A 13806-nucleotide genomic window follows, 5' to 3' on the forward strand; every position below is an offset into this window, starting at 1 on the left:
CAAAAAATCAAAGGCTATCCAGTTTGGTTTTGTAAATAGTTGTCACCCATATGTTCTATATGATTTAATCTTCCTATAGGTCTTGTCCACCTATTACATGCTTCTTTGAGAGGAAATAACCCTATGCAAGTAAGTAATGATTTTTTAAAAAAATTTATAAAATATAGTGCAGTAGGAATCATTAGTACTACCATTTATTTTCTATCAGTTTTTATACTAGTAGAAGGGCTTTACTTAAACCCTGTCCATGGGGCTGCTCTTTCGTTTGTCATTATGACGATTGTCTCTTTTCTATTAAACAAGCGCTTTACCTTTGGAGGTCTATTTACTAAAACGCAGTTAATACGATTCTTTACAGTATCTATGATTGGTTTTATTCTTAACTACCTTATTATGTATACGGTTGTGAATATCCTTTCCCTACATTATTTTATTGGAGAATTGACGACAGTACTCATTATTCCGATTTTAAACTTTACACTGAATTATATGTGGACATTTAAATAGCTCAAATAAAAAGACTGACAATTATCTTAGTTGTCAGTCTTTTTTCCAAAGCTTTAATATCATTTTATAACTTACCATACTCATTTTCTGATGACAGCCACCTTGTCACTTCTTGTATCGGTTTCCTTTTACCTGGTGGAGCATCTCTTTTAGGATATCCAAGGTAAAGGAAACCCAACACGTCTCCCTTATCGCTTATCCCAAACAACTGTTTCATCAGTGGATCATAGGCTGTTTTACCTGTTCTCCAGATTCCAGCTAATCCCAGGGCATGTGCTGCTAATAACATGTTTTGTATGGAGGCGTATACAGCCCCATATTCCTCTTGGGCAATCACCTTGGAATCATCACTAGGCTCAACTCCGACAGTAATAATAAGCGGTGCACGAAGAGGTTTTCCTCTAGTACTGTTTAATTTCTTTTGGCTGGCCTCACTTAAAGGATCGTCCATAGATATCTCTGCAATTTTAGCAAGAACCTCTCCTAGAGGCTTCCTACCATCACCAGTTAGGACAAAAAACCTCCATGGCTCTGTTCGATGGTGATTAGGTGCCCAAGTTCCAGCTTCTAGGATTTGTTCAATTACTTCTTTCGGTACTGGGTCATCCGATACAAGCCCCGTGCTTCTTCTTGATTTAATAATATCTAAAAAATCCATTGTAGATACCTCCAGTTAAAGTTTTTTTCATTTCTTCATTTTGACTTTTAACTATTCAGGTATGGAAACAGCCTTTAACGCTCCTACATGGTTTCAAGATGCGATGATCATGTAACGATTACTTAAAAATATATGTTAAGAAATCAATGAAAATGCTACTTCAACTAGGCAAATAGCATTAAGTGTATGTTTATTTCAGACCTAAAGGTTTTTGTTTACTAAATCATGCTGAAAAGCATATACAACTGCTTGTGTACGATCCTGAACGTCTAACTTTGACAAAATATTACTCACATGGACTTTAACCGTTTTTATAGCGATAAATAATTGGTCAGCTATGTCTTGATTAGTCTTCCCTTCTGCAATCAATAAAAGAATTTCGAATTCACGCTCTGTTAACTGATCATGAAGGTGCTTTATAGGCTTTTGGCGCATTTTCGTCATAATTTTACCGGTTACCTCCGGTTCAAGAATCGTTTGTCCGGCAAAAGTGTCTCGTATGGCGTCAGCTATTCCACTCGCCTTTGACGTTTTTAACATATAGCTTGTTGCTCCAGCTTCAAGTGCTGGGTAGACTTTGTCGTCATCTAAGAAGCTGGTAACAATGATAATTTTAGCCTCTGGCCATAATTCAATAATTCTTTTCGTTGCTTCGATTCCATCCATTTTCTTCATGACGAGATCCATTAAAATAATATCAGGCTTTAGTTCGAGAGCTAATTCAACAGCTTCCCCTCCATCGGCAGCCTCTGCCACGACATCAATATCTGACTGAGCAGATAAATAAGCAGACACACCAATTCTTACCATCTCATGATCATCTGCAAACAACACCCTAATCATTGTTACCCACCCCTTTCTTTATGTATGGAACCTTGACCTCAAGCCTGGTTCCTTGATTTTCAAGACTTATAATCTTTAAGGAGCCACCAACCTCTAATGCTCTTTCTTGCATGTTTTGTAATCCGTAGGAGCTTGTTTTCTCCTCTTCAACTTTAAAACCAATTCCATCATCAGCAATCCTCAAAATGACATTATCATCCCGATTAATTAACATTACCTGTATCGAATTTGCTTTTGCGTGCCTGAGTGCGTTTGAAACTGATTCTTGAAGAATACGAAACAATTGATCTTCAACACCTTTATCCAATTCTATAGATTCAACCTTCGCCACAATATCCATTGGTACTTTTTGAGTAAGCTCAGATAATAATTCTTCAATTCCCTCTTTCAACGTTTTCCCCTTCAAAGCAACAGGTCTTAAATGAAGGAGAAGTGCTCTCATTTCCATTTGTGATTGATGAATCATATTTTCCACCATTAATAATTGTTTGCTTATTGGTCCTCTTAGTTCAATATTGGTTTCATTAATCGCTGACATCATCATGGAGGCAGCAAATAATTGCTGACTTACTGAGTCATGTAACTCACGGGCAAGTCTATTACGTTCCTGAACAACCACTTCCTGTAAACTTTTCTCTCGTTCATTTGCTCTTTCAGTTGCTAACCGCTGAGATAGCTCAGCCTGCTTTATGAATTTATCTTCAAGTTTCACAAGCTGTTCGTGAATCGACACTACTTCATAAGCAGTCTCTGAATTACTCCTTGAAACCTTTTGACCTCTGATAATCTCCTCGAGATTCCCCTTAATCTTTAGTAGTTTATCATTCCAATATAAACCCATTGAGAAACCGCTAATTAAGCCAATTGCAATAGTGATCGTACTTATTACCATCCAATATGGGATCCCATAAACATTTGCATTCCAAAGCTCTGTCCAATTCCAAAATGGAAAAGCAATAAAGGTGCCAGTTAACAACAAAATTGCGCAGATAGTTGAAATTGAAAGACCATACAAAACCTGTTTGAACACTAGTGTCATATTCTCTTCACCTCAATATCGCCTGACCAGATAGAGGTGAGTATTTTAACACGTGGTTTCTTGATGTTATAGCCTTCAGTTTGATAGATGATTGATTGATTCATTAGTCTTTCGTGATAGTTTCCAAATACATTAGCGCGCCCCATTAAAGAGCTGTGAACAATACATACTTCCACTTCATAGGGTACATAAATGGTCATATTTCCAACAAAATGTCTAATAGAAATGATAGATTCATCCGGAAGAACTGTATTGCTTAAATCGATAATCCGATTTCCAACTCCTCCATGGATATTAATATCACTCCATCTATAAGCTTCATCACTAGTTTTCAAATCTCCAAAAATACGTTGTTGTAAGAGTGGTTCAACTTTAAGTAATGGCTCATTGATTTCTTCTAGAGTTCCTTTATGATAGTTATCAAAATAAGGAATAATTTTTTCGGGTGTCTTTTGGGAACGAGTGTAGTGGATTAAGAATAAAATAATTGCTGCAATAAACAGAAAACGAAAAGCAACCATATTAAGAACAGTGATAAGCAATAGGATCAGACCACTCCAAAATAGGATCTTTGCCCATAGTTTTTGATATCTTTTCCATCCAAGATAAGTGAGTAGAGAAGAAAAAATTAGTGTTACAATAAGACCTCCATTTGAAAATGAAAGTTCAACAACTAGGAGGATGACCGCTATGATCAGTAACTTATTGATAGTTTCTGTTGTTAGTCTTTGTAGCATAAGGTGTCCTCCTTCTCTCAGATATAATAATAATCAACTAAAAGACGCAGCTCCCCTGCGTCTTTTCTTCTAATGTTAGAATACCATATTTTTAGTTCGTTGTTACTTCTTCTTTCTGTTGTCTTTCAAGTTGGGCAATTTTACTGTCAAAAGAAGAACGATAGTAGGCATTATTTACTTTTTGTTCCAAATTCTTAATGTACTGATCAATTTCATTGAATCGTGAATAGGGTTGATCTGCTGTTTGATCCATAACATGGTTAATCTGATAATGTGCTCTCGCCATATTCTCCCGACCCATTAATTCCATTCGTCTTAGCTGCATATCTTTTAGACGATGCTTCATTTCTTCATATTTTTGCTCTAGGATGGTCAGCTGAGCACTTGCTTCTTTGAGCATCTCCTTCATACGAACGGATCTTGCTTGATACTCTTCGTATTCTTTAATGGCAAAGTTATATAAGTCTTCCTCTCCTGCCTTTTGCGCAATTTCAGCTTGGTGCTTCCGTTTTGTTGTCATTTCTAAAGCCTGATTATATTCCTTTGTAAATTCCTCCTTTAATCGATGTTGTCTATCCACTAATTTCCGAACTTTCTCGGTTTCATGCTCACTTTGACGTAAATATTGGTTAAGTTTTGCAATTGGATTTTTTTCTTCCTTTTCATCGATTAATTCATGAAGATCTGCTGATACAGTTTCCTTTATTCTCTTAAAGATATTAGCCATTTTTATCTCTCCTCTGTTTTTACTTAGTTAATTCAGCCCATTGTTTTTCAAAGTTTGTAAAAGGATCTTCTTTACTCTCTCCTTGATGCAACTCATCATCTTGTTTCTTCTTTTTCCATTCTTTATAGATCATGTAAAGGACGTAAGCAGCTGCTATTCCTACTACAGCATAGATGTTTGAAACTACAATACTTACCACAATTAACCCTGTTATGATCCAAACAATTTTTTTGAAAGTTGACTCTGTTTTTCGAAACTGTTTGAAAATAACATAGAGTAACCATACACTTACTCCTAATAGAATCATTGGCCCTAAATTTGCAATTAGAATGGCAACTGCAATTAGAGCTGCTACGAATAATAAAAACTTCTTCATTGTTTTTTCCTCCTTTCTGTATCTCATGTTTACATTCTATCTCCTTCTAAGCTTCGCTATAATGAGCTAGAGCTATATTTCAACTAAGACTTGGGGCGTATTTTGAACTAAGCTTGAATGCTACAAGCTCAAAAAAAAAAGAACCGACACAAGTCGGCTCCAGATTTAATAATGAAAAAATTATAATTTAAACTTTCTGACCAAGCTATTTAGATCATCAGCTAGTTTTGAAAGCTGTCCTGCGTTTCCTGCGATTTCTTCCATGGAACTATTCGTCTGTTGAACAGAAGCAGAAGTTTGCTCAATACCTGCAGCCGATTCCTCTGACACAGCGGCAATATTTTCGATTGATTGATTCATCTTTGAACTGTTCTCCGTAATAGTAGACAAATTGCTTGTTACTGTTTGTATACGGCTAATCATCTCTGATAAAGAAGAATTAATTTCACCGAACGTTTTTCCAGTTAATTTAATCTGTTCAGCTCCTTTTTCCACCTCAGAATAACCTGATTGTAGAGATGTTACGACCTGACTCGATTCAGATTTAATACCATTTACAATATTTGTGATATCAGTAACTGAGCTTGATACCTGTTCCGCTAACTTACGAACCTCATCTGCTACTACTGCAAAGCCTTTCCCCTGCTCTCCAGCACGTGCTGCTTCAATTGCTGCATTCAAGGCTAATAGGTTCGTTTGTTCAGCAATCGCTTTAATAACAGCAATTAACTTAGAAATTTCTTGTGATTGCTCATCAAGACCTTGTACTTTCTTAACGGCTTCTTGGACAATTAAATCAATTGCTGACATCTGTTTAATAGAGGTTGTCATTAACTGATTACCATCATTCGTTAATTGTAAAACTTCATTTGAAGAGCTTGATATTTGTTCACTATTACTGTTTGCTTCCATGATTTTCGTCACTAAATCTGACATTGAATAAGAAAGCTCTGAAGCAGAATTAGCTTGAGTTTCAGAACCAGAAGTTAACTCTTGGATGGTGGAAGCGATTTGGTTACTTCCTTCTTTTACTTCACTTGATGATCTAAATAATTCATCACTATGACTCGTTACCTTTTCTGAGGCATTTACGATGTCAATCACGATCGACTTTAAATTGTGAACCATCTGATTTATATTAATCGCTAATTGACCGATTTCATCCTTTGAAGAAATCTTTAGTTCTTGAGCAGACAGATCATTGCTGGCTACTTGTTTCACATGTTCAGTAATATTGATGATGTCTTTAGATACTTTATTACTAAATGAGTAAGCAATAAAACCTGACAATAAAAGTAAGAGAGCAATAATAATTATTTGATTTCTTACGTCAGCTACCATTTCTTCCTTATACTCAATCTCTTTTGCTGAAACAAGTGCATCTATATCATCAATATAATTTCCTGTACTTATAATATATCCCCAAGGTTCAAATAGCTGAGAATACGCACGCTTAACCACAAGGTGATCTACACCCGGCTTTTCCCATACATATTCTGAAAAACCGTTATTCTCATTTTGAGTAGCTGCTGAAATGATATTTTGAATTAAGTATGTTCCATCTGGATCTTGAATATTTAAGCGATCATTTCCCTCTGTATCTGGTGCAACTGGATGAGCTATTAGTACCCCTTCTGTATCATCAATCCAAAAGTACCCTGATTCACCATACTTTAGTGCTTTTACTAGTTCAGCTCCTTGTTCTTTAGCCTCAGTCTCGGTAATTTCACCTGACTGATATCTTTGATAGGCATCATTTAGTAATGAATAAGCAGTTTCAACTTGATTTTTTATTTGTGTATCATAGTTTTGTAATAGATCCTGCTGGTAATCTTGGATTCTAGCTTGGTTTTGATTGAAGGAAGTAATGATGTTATAAGCCCCAATCACTCCTACTAGAATTAAAGCCAATACTGAAAAGATTAACAATAACTTGTGCTTAAATTTTTTCATTAGATCCAGTTCCCCTTGTATGTTTTTTCTAGTCTGTTTGTTTAACGCTTTCAGGATTAAACATTCATTACATTTCTCCTATTTCTTAGTATAGTAATAAACCTACAAAATAAAATAGGAATGAATTCCTATAGACGGATTGTTGTGTGCAAATAAAAAACGCCTCTAAGTAGAGACGTAATTAGGGATATAAATAGTTTAAGAATATGCTTTCTAAAAATGGCCCACTATTCATTATCATACGGACAATTTGTACCAATCAGTCTGACTGAATTGTCCACTTGACATCAAAACCTCCTTTAATCTCATTGCCTTTCAAGACAATCTTATATACCCCATCCTTTTCTGCTTTCATGCTATATTTGTCTTTACCTGTTTCATTCAATCCCATGAAATGATTATCTTCGTCAACTACTCTCATTCCATGTCCTCCTCCATAAATCTACTCCTTTCGACTCATCTGTTTTTATACAATCTTTATTAATCTTGATCCAAATCATCATCAAGGAAGGACTTTTTCGTTTCAGAAACTCCATATTTTTTCTCTAAATATCTACCAATAATAGAACTGTTAATACCTCTTCTCACAGCAGTCTCAATAACAATATATAAGATAAATAGTGAAATAATGTAAACAAATATAGCCTGACCTATTAACTCCATGCAAGGACCCCCAAACTAACCTTATAAAGCAGGCACCATCCAAATATAAGGATATACCTTACTTCATTTGCACTCTTATAAATTTGTCCTTACATATATTTCAACAAAAACATTATTACTCCTTCACTGAATCTTACTTTCTTAAGATTCATCAATACAATTCGGTTCATCATTTATATCTTGTTGTCTACTCGAAAGTTAAATTAACTGTTGGATTAAGTTTCTTTTTTTATCTGTAAAACAGAACAATCCACTAGTTATCTACTAACTAATGGATTGCCTAATTAAATGTTTATAGTTGTTCTAAATATTTTACAGGTAGATACCCTTCTTCATCGGTAGACTCAATTCTTACTCTTGCTTGTAAATAATCTCGTTCTAACACTTCTACCTCGGTTTGTTCTTCAATATATAAGACCTCACCATTTTCTCTCATTTGCTCTATGTTTTCATATTTAGACTCTTCTATATAACCGTACAGATTATCGTAACCTTCCTCATTTAAAGGTAATAGGACATCTCGGACAATGATGGCTTGTTCACCTTCATCAATATAAATTTCCTGTACTTGATTAGCTGCTTCATTAAGTTCTTGATTCATTTCATCAACCACTGAAATTAACTCAGAGCCAATTATTTCAGATGTTTGCTCCATTTCCTCTTCTATTTCCTTAGCCTCATCTTCTGTCACGTAACTGCAACCTGAGAGTAGTACGATTGCTAGAACAGTTAGTAGTGTATATTTCATTTCTTGTACCCCTCCTTACCTATCTATTTCACTGTTTGTCTCATTTCTAAACGTCAAACCTTTCAAATTGTTGTAAATGAAATTCGAAAAATTAACAAATACTTTAAGTAGCAGCTCTGTAACATATGCTAGCTTTCCTTGCATATGTGCTTAATAACATCTCATCTGCCTAGGTAATTCGACTAATTTTAAGGAGGAAAATATGAAGAAATTAATCGTTGTACTTTTATTTTTACATCTTTCTTTAACTGCTTGTGGAGTTGCAAATGAGAATAATCTAACGAATCAAGAGGAGGAAAATAACATTCAATACAATCCAGTTCGATATGAAGGAATAAATGGTGAAATGGATAATCCTAATGACGGCTTTGGAAATTTTTTGATGAGCGATCCTAACGATCCAGGAACAGATAATACAACCATTATTCCGGACCCCAATCCATTTGATGAAAATGAATAACAATTAACACTCTCTTATGTAAACAGCTAGTTATAATTTGTATTCGTTTTAAAATACGCTATCTAGGAAAGGAAAAATGGATTATAATACCAGTACACTTAACACGGGGGAATGTTGATGGATGTGATGATGATTTTATCGTTTTTAGGGGTAGCTATTATGTTAACACTAATGCCTGGACCTGATATTTTGTTTGTCATTGCACAAAGTATTTCACAAAATAAACGAGCAGGTATTGCAACTGCTTTAGGTCTTTGTACGGGACTTCTTGTTCATATTACGGCTGCTACTCTCGGAATATCCGCTATGATTTATCAATCAGCTATTGCTTTTACGCTTGTAAAATATGCAGGTGCTGCCTACTTATTATATTTAGCTTGGCAAGCCATTAAAGATAAAGAATCCAACCTATTAATCGGAAACCAGAAAACCCTCAATTATTTTAACTTATATAAAAAAGGGATTTTAATGAATATCTTAAATCCAAAGGTTTCCTTATTCTTTCTTTCCCTTTTACCACAATTTATAAATAAAACGATCGGACCTGTCCCTTACCAAATGCTTTTTCTCGGCGTACTTTTTATGGTTCAAGCCTTTTTAATTTTTACATTTGTAAGCTTATTCTCAGATAAGGTTCGCGACATACTATTAGGTAAACCATGGATTTCCAATAGAATGAACGTAATAAAAGGTGTAATTCTTTGTTTTATAGGGTTGCAAATTGCTTTTAGTCAAAAGTAGTAGAAGTTGGGACATAAGTATTTCAGCCAGTGATAAACCCGAACTATTAGGTGATATTTTGATGTATCTTTCACCTACTAGTTCGGGTCTTTATTTGTGACTTTCAATTGGTTTGTTGATATTGCATTCTATTTTTTAATTACTAGTGGAATGGAGCGGAAGACACTCGACTCCTGCGGGAGATAGAGGAAAGGCTGAGACCCCGCAGGCGTAGCTTGTCTAGTTGCAGTGCCCAGCTCCTCGAGGTCAAATAACCCTACATCAAGAAATGGGAAAGAGCACCCTTTTCTTGATGTAGGAACATTTGCTTGTCGGAGCTAACCGGGGCACTTCCACTTTTCAATGAGGAGGCTCAGATTCCTCCCCGCGGAAAGCGAGTGTTTGCAGCGCAATGGAACAACCATGTTCATCTAGCTTAACTAGTTTATTAGTAATAAAGTAAACGAAAACAGTATAAATTTGATAGTAAACTAATTTAGAGATTGTTCGGCTTTGAGACCGGTGTATCAGGTTTTGTCCCAGCCCCTTTCCAATTTAAATACAGAATAATTAATTCAAGTCTTCATTTGAGTTTGAATTCTTTTCACCATTCAAACACCAGGCTCTTTTTAGTAGTTGGATTCCCTCTTTAATTTTTTCCTCACTAAGTCCACCAAACCCCATTAATATTCTCGGGCTCATATCACCTTTTAGTTCATGATAATAAATGGAAGTTGGAAAAACCTTTACCTTGAATTCCTTTGCACTCTGAATCAACTCATCTTCTGACATATTATTATTGATTTGGACAAGAAAATGTAACCCCGAATCTTCACCGATAATTTTAATTTTATTTCCAAAATTCTCTTCTATATTTGTTAGGATCGCTTTTTGTCTTCTTCGGTAAATTGTCCTCATTCGATTTAAATGAGATTCCCAATGGCCTTTCTTCATAAAATAATATAATGTTTGCTGATGAAATCTTGAGACTGTTTGTTTATAGATTGAGAAATGTTCATGATATCTAGTTAGTAAGTCGTTAGGCAAAACTGCATAGCTTATCCGAATAGAAGGGATTAAGGACTTTGAAAAGGTTCCTAAGTATACAACTCGATTATGATGATCCAATCCTTGTAAGGAAGGTATTGGCTTTCCTTTATAACGGAATTCCCCGTCATAGTCATCTTCAATAATATAGCCCTTGTTCTCTTGTGCCCATTTTAAAAGCTCCATTCGCCTTGTGATGGGCATTATTATCCCAGTTGGGAATTGATGAGAGGGAGTTACATAAGTAATCGTAGCTTTACTTTCTACTAATTTATTAATATCTAACCCATTGCTATCAAGTGGAATTGGTTTAAGGTCTACACCTTGATCCTTAAATACTTCTCTAGTGCGGTGAAAACCTGGGTCCTCCATTGAGTATGTAGCATCTCTTCCAATGATCAATGTCATTAAACTTATTAAATATTGGGTCCCCGCTCCAATAATAATTTGGTCGGCAGAGCAGCTTACACCACGTGATTGATACAAATATTTCTTTATCTCTTCTCTTAACACATATTCACCTTGGTCATCTCCACTAGATAAAAGCTGACTCTGTTCTTCATATAGAGACTCAACGGTTAGTTTTCTCCAGGTTGTATATGGAAAATATTCAACAGCAATTTTACCATGACTAAATTCGACCGAATACTCGTCTAGTCTTTCCTCCCTATTTCTTGAATTCGGAAAAACGTCTCCTTGAATGTTCGAAGATAGGTGCTCCTCTAACTCCACTACAAACAACCCAACTCTTGGTTTGCTTTCTATATACCCCTCTGCAAGTAATTGCATATAGGTCGTTTCAACAGTATGTTGACTAATGGATAGGTGATTTGAAAGCTTTCGTTTGGAAGGTAGCTTCATCCCAGGTTTAATTCTTCCATGATGAATCTCTTGTTTTATATATGTATAGAGCTGCAAATAGAGTGGTTCCGGTTTTGAGTGATCTAGTACTGGTGTTATTTCATTCATTTAACCCTCTCCCTTTTATTTAAACTGGCATGGTTATTTTAACTAAAACTGGCACTTTTTCACCGGTCAGTCATCTTCTATAATCAATTTATTAGAAAAACTTGGTAACCGTCAAGCCAATTTTTTCAAGAGTAGGAGGAATTCAACATGACAGAAATTATTTATAAAAAAAGCAAGATTACCAGTCAGGAACTTGGAGACCTTTTTAAGCAATCTGGACTCAATCGACCCTACGAGGATTTAACCCGTTTGGAGAAGATGATCGACAACGCTGACCTGCTCATAACAGCTTGGGATCAGAACAAATTAGTGGGTGTAGCTAGAGCACTTACAGATTTTTGTTATAGTTGTTACCTATCTGACTTAGCTGTTCATAAAGAATACCAACACCAAGGTATTGGTCGGAAGCTCGTAGAACTGGTGAAAAAAGATATTAGCGAAGAGGCTACACTACTTTTACTAGCCTCATCAATTGCTATGGAATATTATCCTCATATCGGATTTTCCAAAGTGGAAAATGGATTTTTTATTCCGAGAAGTAGGTAACGCTATTTTTTGCTCTCCCACATCCGTACGTATTGTGTATAAAAAAGGGAATCCCCCTTTTTTATATACTTTTTATGGAAGCATGAACAGGCATATTTAGTTGTTAGTTCATTCTTGAAATTGGTTCCACTATATCCTTAAAGAAAAAATGAAAACACTTACAGACAAATTATTTTAACTATTTACAATATTCGCCAAAGTGGGTACTATGTCATTATACCTATTAAACATGACGGAGTGGTCAATTTGAATGAAATCCAAAGGATGAATGCCAAAACATTAAAGCAAAAGAATAATATTATGTTTTACTCTTTCTTATTTTCAAGTCTAGTTGCAATCCTTTACACAATTTTAACTAACGATATCTTAACTACTATCATTTACTCTACTCAAATTACACTTTTTATTGCTAGTTTTGTCCTATTAAGATATTCATTAAAAAAAGAAGAATGGTTTCCCTTCATAAGTTTGGTTTTAATGCTAACCGGAACATTTATGATAATAATTTTAAAGGGTGGAAGCCCTAATCAATACCAAATCCTTTCCTTCTTTTTAGTTTATTTTGCTATTCCTTTCAACCGAAAGTTATTCTTAATTGGTTTCTCTTTAGGATTGGTAGCATTTATTTCTAATTTCCTTCTAACTAGTGACCCTTATACAAAAGAAGCCTTTCCTACTGGATTGTTAACCTATCTCCTTGCAGGCCTTGCGCTTTGGTACTTAATTAAAATTAGTGGTGGCCAACAAAGAACGGTCGAAGATTTACTCAAGAATGCTGAAGAAAGCGCGATTGAAAAACAGGAACAAAAGAGATTATTAGAGGTAGAAGTAGCTAGTATAACTGAAAAAATCAATAAAATTAATAGACAAATGCAACAAAATTCAGAGTCTCAAAAGGAAATGAATGTTGCCATACAAGAGGTCGCTGCAGGCAGTCAGACTCAAAATGTCCAGGTCTCACTTATCTCTGAGCATGCTACTTCCAATGTTGTTGCCATGAGTAAAATGGAGATCGTAACAAAAGAGCTTTATTCTGATTCCGAGTACACTCAAAATATCGCTAAAAATGGTACCGAAAAAATGAAAAGCTTTCAGGAAGAAATGAATGTTCTAACAATGCTTATTAATGAACTTAATATTACCTTTGAAACTTTAACCCACAAAATTCATGAGACAAATAATTTGGCTGTAACCATTAAGGATATTACTGCTCAAACTAACTTACTTGCTTTAAATGCAAGTATAGAAGCTGCAAGAGCTGGGGATGCAGGAAAAGGATTTTCCGTTGTAGCTGAAGAAATTCGAAAATTAGCAGAAACAACTAAATTAACAACTGAAAATATTACCCGAAACCTTTCAGATGTTAATGAAACGAATTCTATTGCACTAGAGAAAGTATCAAGTAGCTCTAAAAAGTTTAACGAAAGTATCAAAACGACAAATGAGATTGCCTCTTACTTTGGTGAACTAAATGAAACTGTAAACCATTTAAATCAAAAATTTGCTAGCTTTGAACATTTTATGAATGATGTTAAAGTTAAATCAACGGATGTTGAAGCATCTACCTCTGAGCTTGCTTCCATTATTGAGGAGGCTTCAGCTGGTCTTCAAGAGATGAGCTCAACGATCGAGACAATCAGTAGTGATCATGTTCAGATTGCTAGCTACATTGAAGAATTAGCTTCAAGTGCTGAAAAAATAAAAGTTAGCTTTAACAAATAATAAGGCTAGTTTCTTAACCCACATGAAAAGATCACCTTTTACTTAAAGAAAGGTGATCTTTTTCTAGGCTCTTTTCTAACTTTGTTGCTTT

General features: G+C 35.1%; 16 protein-coding genes and 1 pseudogene. 5 read left to right on the plus strand and 12 right to left on the minus strand.

Features of this window, described 5'->3' with window-relative positions:
• Positions 1-123: 123 nt before the first annotated feature.
• On the plus strand, positions 124-507 hold the full coding sequence (locus tag M1D60_RS12610) for a GtrA family protein (protein ID WP_456275227.1): 384 nt from the start codon (positions 124-126) through the stop codon (positions 505-507).
• Between the two features lie 64 nt (positions 508-571).
• Here the strand turns inward: M1D60_RS12610 and M1D60_RS12615 are convergent, their stop codons facing one another.
• The 11 genes and pseudogenes from M1D60_RS12615 to M1D60_RS12665 form a co-directional block, all read right to left on the minus strand.
• The gene (locus M1D60_RS12615) at positions 572-1165 is read right to left on the minus strand and encodes a nitroreductase family protein (RefSeq protein ID WP_456275228.1); all 594 of its coding nucleotides are present in this window, start codon (positions 1163-1165) and stop codon (positions 572-574) included.
• A gap of 201 nt (positions 1166-1366) precedes the next feature.
• Positions 1367-2008, minus strand: coding sequence for a response regulator (locus M1D60_RS12620; RefSeq protein WP_456275229.1), 642 nt, complete (start codon positions 2006-2008; stop codon positions 1367-1369).
• Positions 2001-3047: a sensor histidine kinase gene (locus M1D60_RS12625; protein ID WP_456275230.1), complete on the minus strand. Its 1047-nt coding sequence runs from the start codon at positions 3045-3047 to the stop codon at positions 2001-2003. Before M1D60_RS12625 ends, M1D60_RS12620 begins: the two co-directional genes overlap by 8 nt.
• Positions 3044-3784, minus strand: coding sequence for a cell wall-active antibiotics response protein LiaF (liaF, locus tag M1D60_RS12630; protein ID WP_456275231.1), 741 nt, complete (start codon positions 3782-3784; stop codon positions 3044-3046). The genes M1D60_RS12625 and liaF overlap by 4 nt, the downstream gene beginning before the upstream one ends.
• A 91-nt stretch (positions 3785-3875) precedes the next feature.
• Positions 3876-4511, minus strand: coding sequence for a PspA/IM30 family protein (locus M1D60_RS12635; RefSeq protein WP_456275232.1), 636 nt, complete (start codon positions 4509-4511; stop codon positions 3876-3878).
• 19 nt (positions 4512-4530) lie between these two features.
• The gene (locus M1D60_RS12640) at positions 4531-4887 is read right to left on the minus strand and encodes a lmo0954 family membrane protein (RefSeq protein ID WP_456275233.1); all 357 of its coding nucleotides are present in this window, start codon (positions 4885-4887) and stop codon (positions 4531-4533) included.
• Positions 4888-5067: 180 nt separating this feature from the next.
• Positions 5068-6015, minus strand: coding sequence for a methyl-accepting chemotaxis protein (locus M1D60_RS12645; RefSeq protein WP_456279438.1), 948 nt, complete (start codon positions 6013-6015; stop codon positions 5068-5070).
• Positions 6010-6840 (minus strand): annotated as a pseudogene (locus M1D60_RS12650) (cache domain-containing protein); the annotation flags it as partial. The pseudogene M1D60_RS12650 and the gene M1D60_RS12645, both read right to left, overlap by 6 nt.
• A gap of 259 nt (positions 6841-7099) precedes the next feature.
• Positions 7100-7261: a hypothetical protein gene (locus M1D60_RS12655; protein ID WP_456275234.1), complete on the minus strand. Its 162-nt coding sequence runs from the start codon at positions 7259-7261 to the stop codon at positions 7100-7102.
• Between the two features lie 59 nt (positions 7262-7320).
• Positions 7321-7503, minus strand: coding sequence for a hypothetical protein (locus tag M1D60_RS12660; protein WP_456275235.1), 183 nt, complete (start codon positions 7501-7503; stop codon positions 7321-7323).
• Positions 7504-7795: 292 nt separating this feature from the next.
• On the minus strand, positions 7796-8251 hold the full coding sequence (locus tag M1D60_RS12665) for a hypothetical protein (protein ID WP_456275236.1): 456 nt from the start codon (positions 8249-8251) through the stop codon (positions 7796-7798).
• 202 nt (positions 8252-8453) lie between these two features.
• Here M1D60_RS12665 and M1D60_RS12670 point away from each other — a divergent pair, with 202 nt between their 5' ends.
• Entirely contained in the window at positions 8454-8711 is a 258-nt protein-coding gene (locus M1D60_RS12670; RefSeq protein WP_456275237.1) for a hypothetical protein, read from the plus strand.
• A gap of 117 nt (positions 8712-8828) precedes the next feature.
• Positions 8829-9452: a LysE family translocator gene (locus tag M1D60_RS12675; RefSeq protein ID WP_456275238.1), complete on the plus strand. Its 624-nt coding sequence runs from the start codon at positions 8829-8831 to the stop codon at positions 9450-9452.
• Positions 9453-10001: 549 nt separating this feature from the next.
• On the opposite strand, the gene pdxR is transcribed toward M1D60_RS12675, so the two are convergent.
• The gene (gene pdxR, locus M1D60_RS12680) at positions 10002-11447 is read right to left on the minus strand and encodes a MocR-like pyridoxine biosynthesis transcription factor PdxR (RefSeq protein ID WP_456275239.1); all 1446 of its coding nucleotides are present in this window, start codon (positions 11445-11447) and stop codon (positions 10002-10004) included.
• Between the two features lie 147 nt (positions 11448-11594).
• Here pdxR and M1D60_RS12685 point away from each other — a divergent pair, with 147 nt between their 5' ends.
• Together M1D60_RS12685 and M1D60_RS12690 are read left to right on the plus strand one after the other, a co-directional pair.
• A complete protein-coding gene (locus M1D60_RS12685; protein ID WP_456275240.1) occupies positions 11595-11993 on the plus strand; it encodes a GNAT family N-acetyltransferase in 399 nt (132 codons plus the stop codon).
• A 1101-nt stretch (positions 11994-13094) separates the two neighbouring features.
• Complete coding sequence (locus tag M1D60_RS12690) at positions 13095-13715, plus strand: methyl-accepting chemotaxis protein (protein WP_456279439.1); 621 nt, start codon at positions 13095-13097, stop codon at positions 13713-13715.
• Positions 13716-13806 lie beyond the last annotated feature (91 nt).

This window comes from Bacillus sp. AK128, from assembly GCF_053903075.1.

What these genes read in the sequence shown, in the direction of transcription:
- M1D60_RS12610 (WP_456275227.1), top strand. Translation starts at nt 124, where the DNA reads ATGCAAGTAAGTAATGATTTTTTAAAAAAATTTATAAAATATAGTGCA.
- M1D60_RS12615 (WP_456275228.1), bottom strand. Translation starts at nt 1,165, where the DNA reads ATGGATTTTTTAGATATTATTAAATCAAGAAGAAGCACGGGGCTTGTA.
- M1D60_RS12620 (WP_456275229.1), bottom strand. Translation starts at nt 2,008, where the DNA reads ATGATTAGGGTGTTGTTTGCAGATGATCATGAGATGGTAAGAATTGGT.
- M1D60_RS12625 (WP_456275230.1), bottom strand. Translation starts at nt 3,047, where the DNA reads ATGACACTAGTGTTCAAACAGGTTTTGTATGGTCTTTCAATTTCAACT.
- liaF (WP_456275231.1), bottom strand. Translation starts at nt 3,784, where the DNA reads ATGCTACAAAGACTAACAACAGAAACTATCAATAAGTTACTGATCATA.
- M1D60_RS12635 (WP_456275232.1), bottom strand. Translation starts at nt 4,511, where the DNA reads ATGGCTAATATCTTTAAGAGAATAAAGGAAACTGTATCAGCAGATCTT.
- M1D60_RS12640 (WP_456275233.1), bottom strand. Translation starts at nt 4,887, where the DNA reads ATGAAGAAGTTTTTATTATTCGTAGCAGCTCTAATTGCAGTTGCCATT.
- M1D60_RS12645 (WP_456279438.1), bottom strand. Translation starts at nt 6,015, where the DNA reads ATGGTTCACAATTTAAAGTCGATCGTGATTGACATCGTAAATGCCTCA.
- M1D60_RS12655 (WP_456275234.1), bottom strand. Translation starts at nt 7,261, where the DNA reads ATGAGAGTAGTTGACGAAGATAATCATTTCATGGGATTGAATGAAACA.
- M1D60_RS12660 (WP_456275235.1), bottom strand. Translation starts at nt 7,503, where the DNA reads ATGGAGTTAATAGGTCAGGCTATATTTGTTTACATTATTTCACTATTT.
- M1D60_RS12665 (WP_456275236.1), bottom strand. Translation starts at nt 8,251, where the DNA reads ATGAAATATACACTACTAACTGTTCTAGCAATCGTACTACTCTCAGGT.
- M1D60_RS12670 (WP_456275237.1), top strand. Translation starts at nt 8,454, where the DNA reads ATGAAGAAATTAATCGTTGTACTTTTATTTTTACATCTTTCTTTAACT.
- M1D60_RS12675 (WP_456275238.1), top strand. Translation starts at nt 8,829, where the DNA reads ATGGATGTGATGATGATTTTATCGTTTTTAGGGGTAGCTATTATGTTA.
- pdxR (WP_456275239.1), bottom strand. Translation starts at nt 11,447, where the DNA reads ATGAATGAAATAACACCAGTACTAGATCACTCAAAACCGGAACCACTC.
- M1D60_RS12685 (WP_456275240.1), top strand. Translation starts at nt 11,595, where the DNA reads ATGACAGAAATTATTTATAAAAAAAGCAAGATTACCAGTCAGGAACTT.
- M1D60_RS12690 (WP_456279439.1), top strand. Translation starts at nt 13,095, where the DNA reads ATGAATGTTCTAACAATGCTTATTAATGAACTTAATATTACCTTTGAA.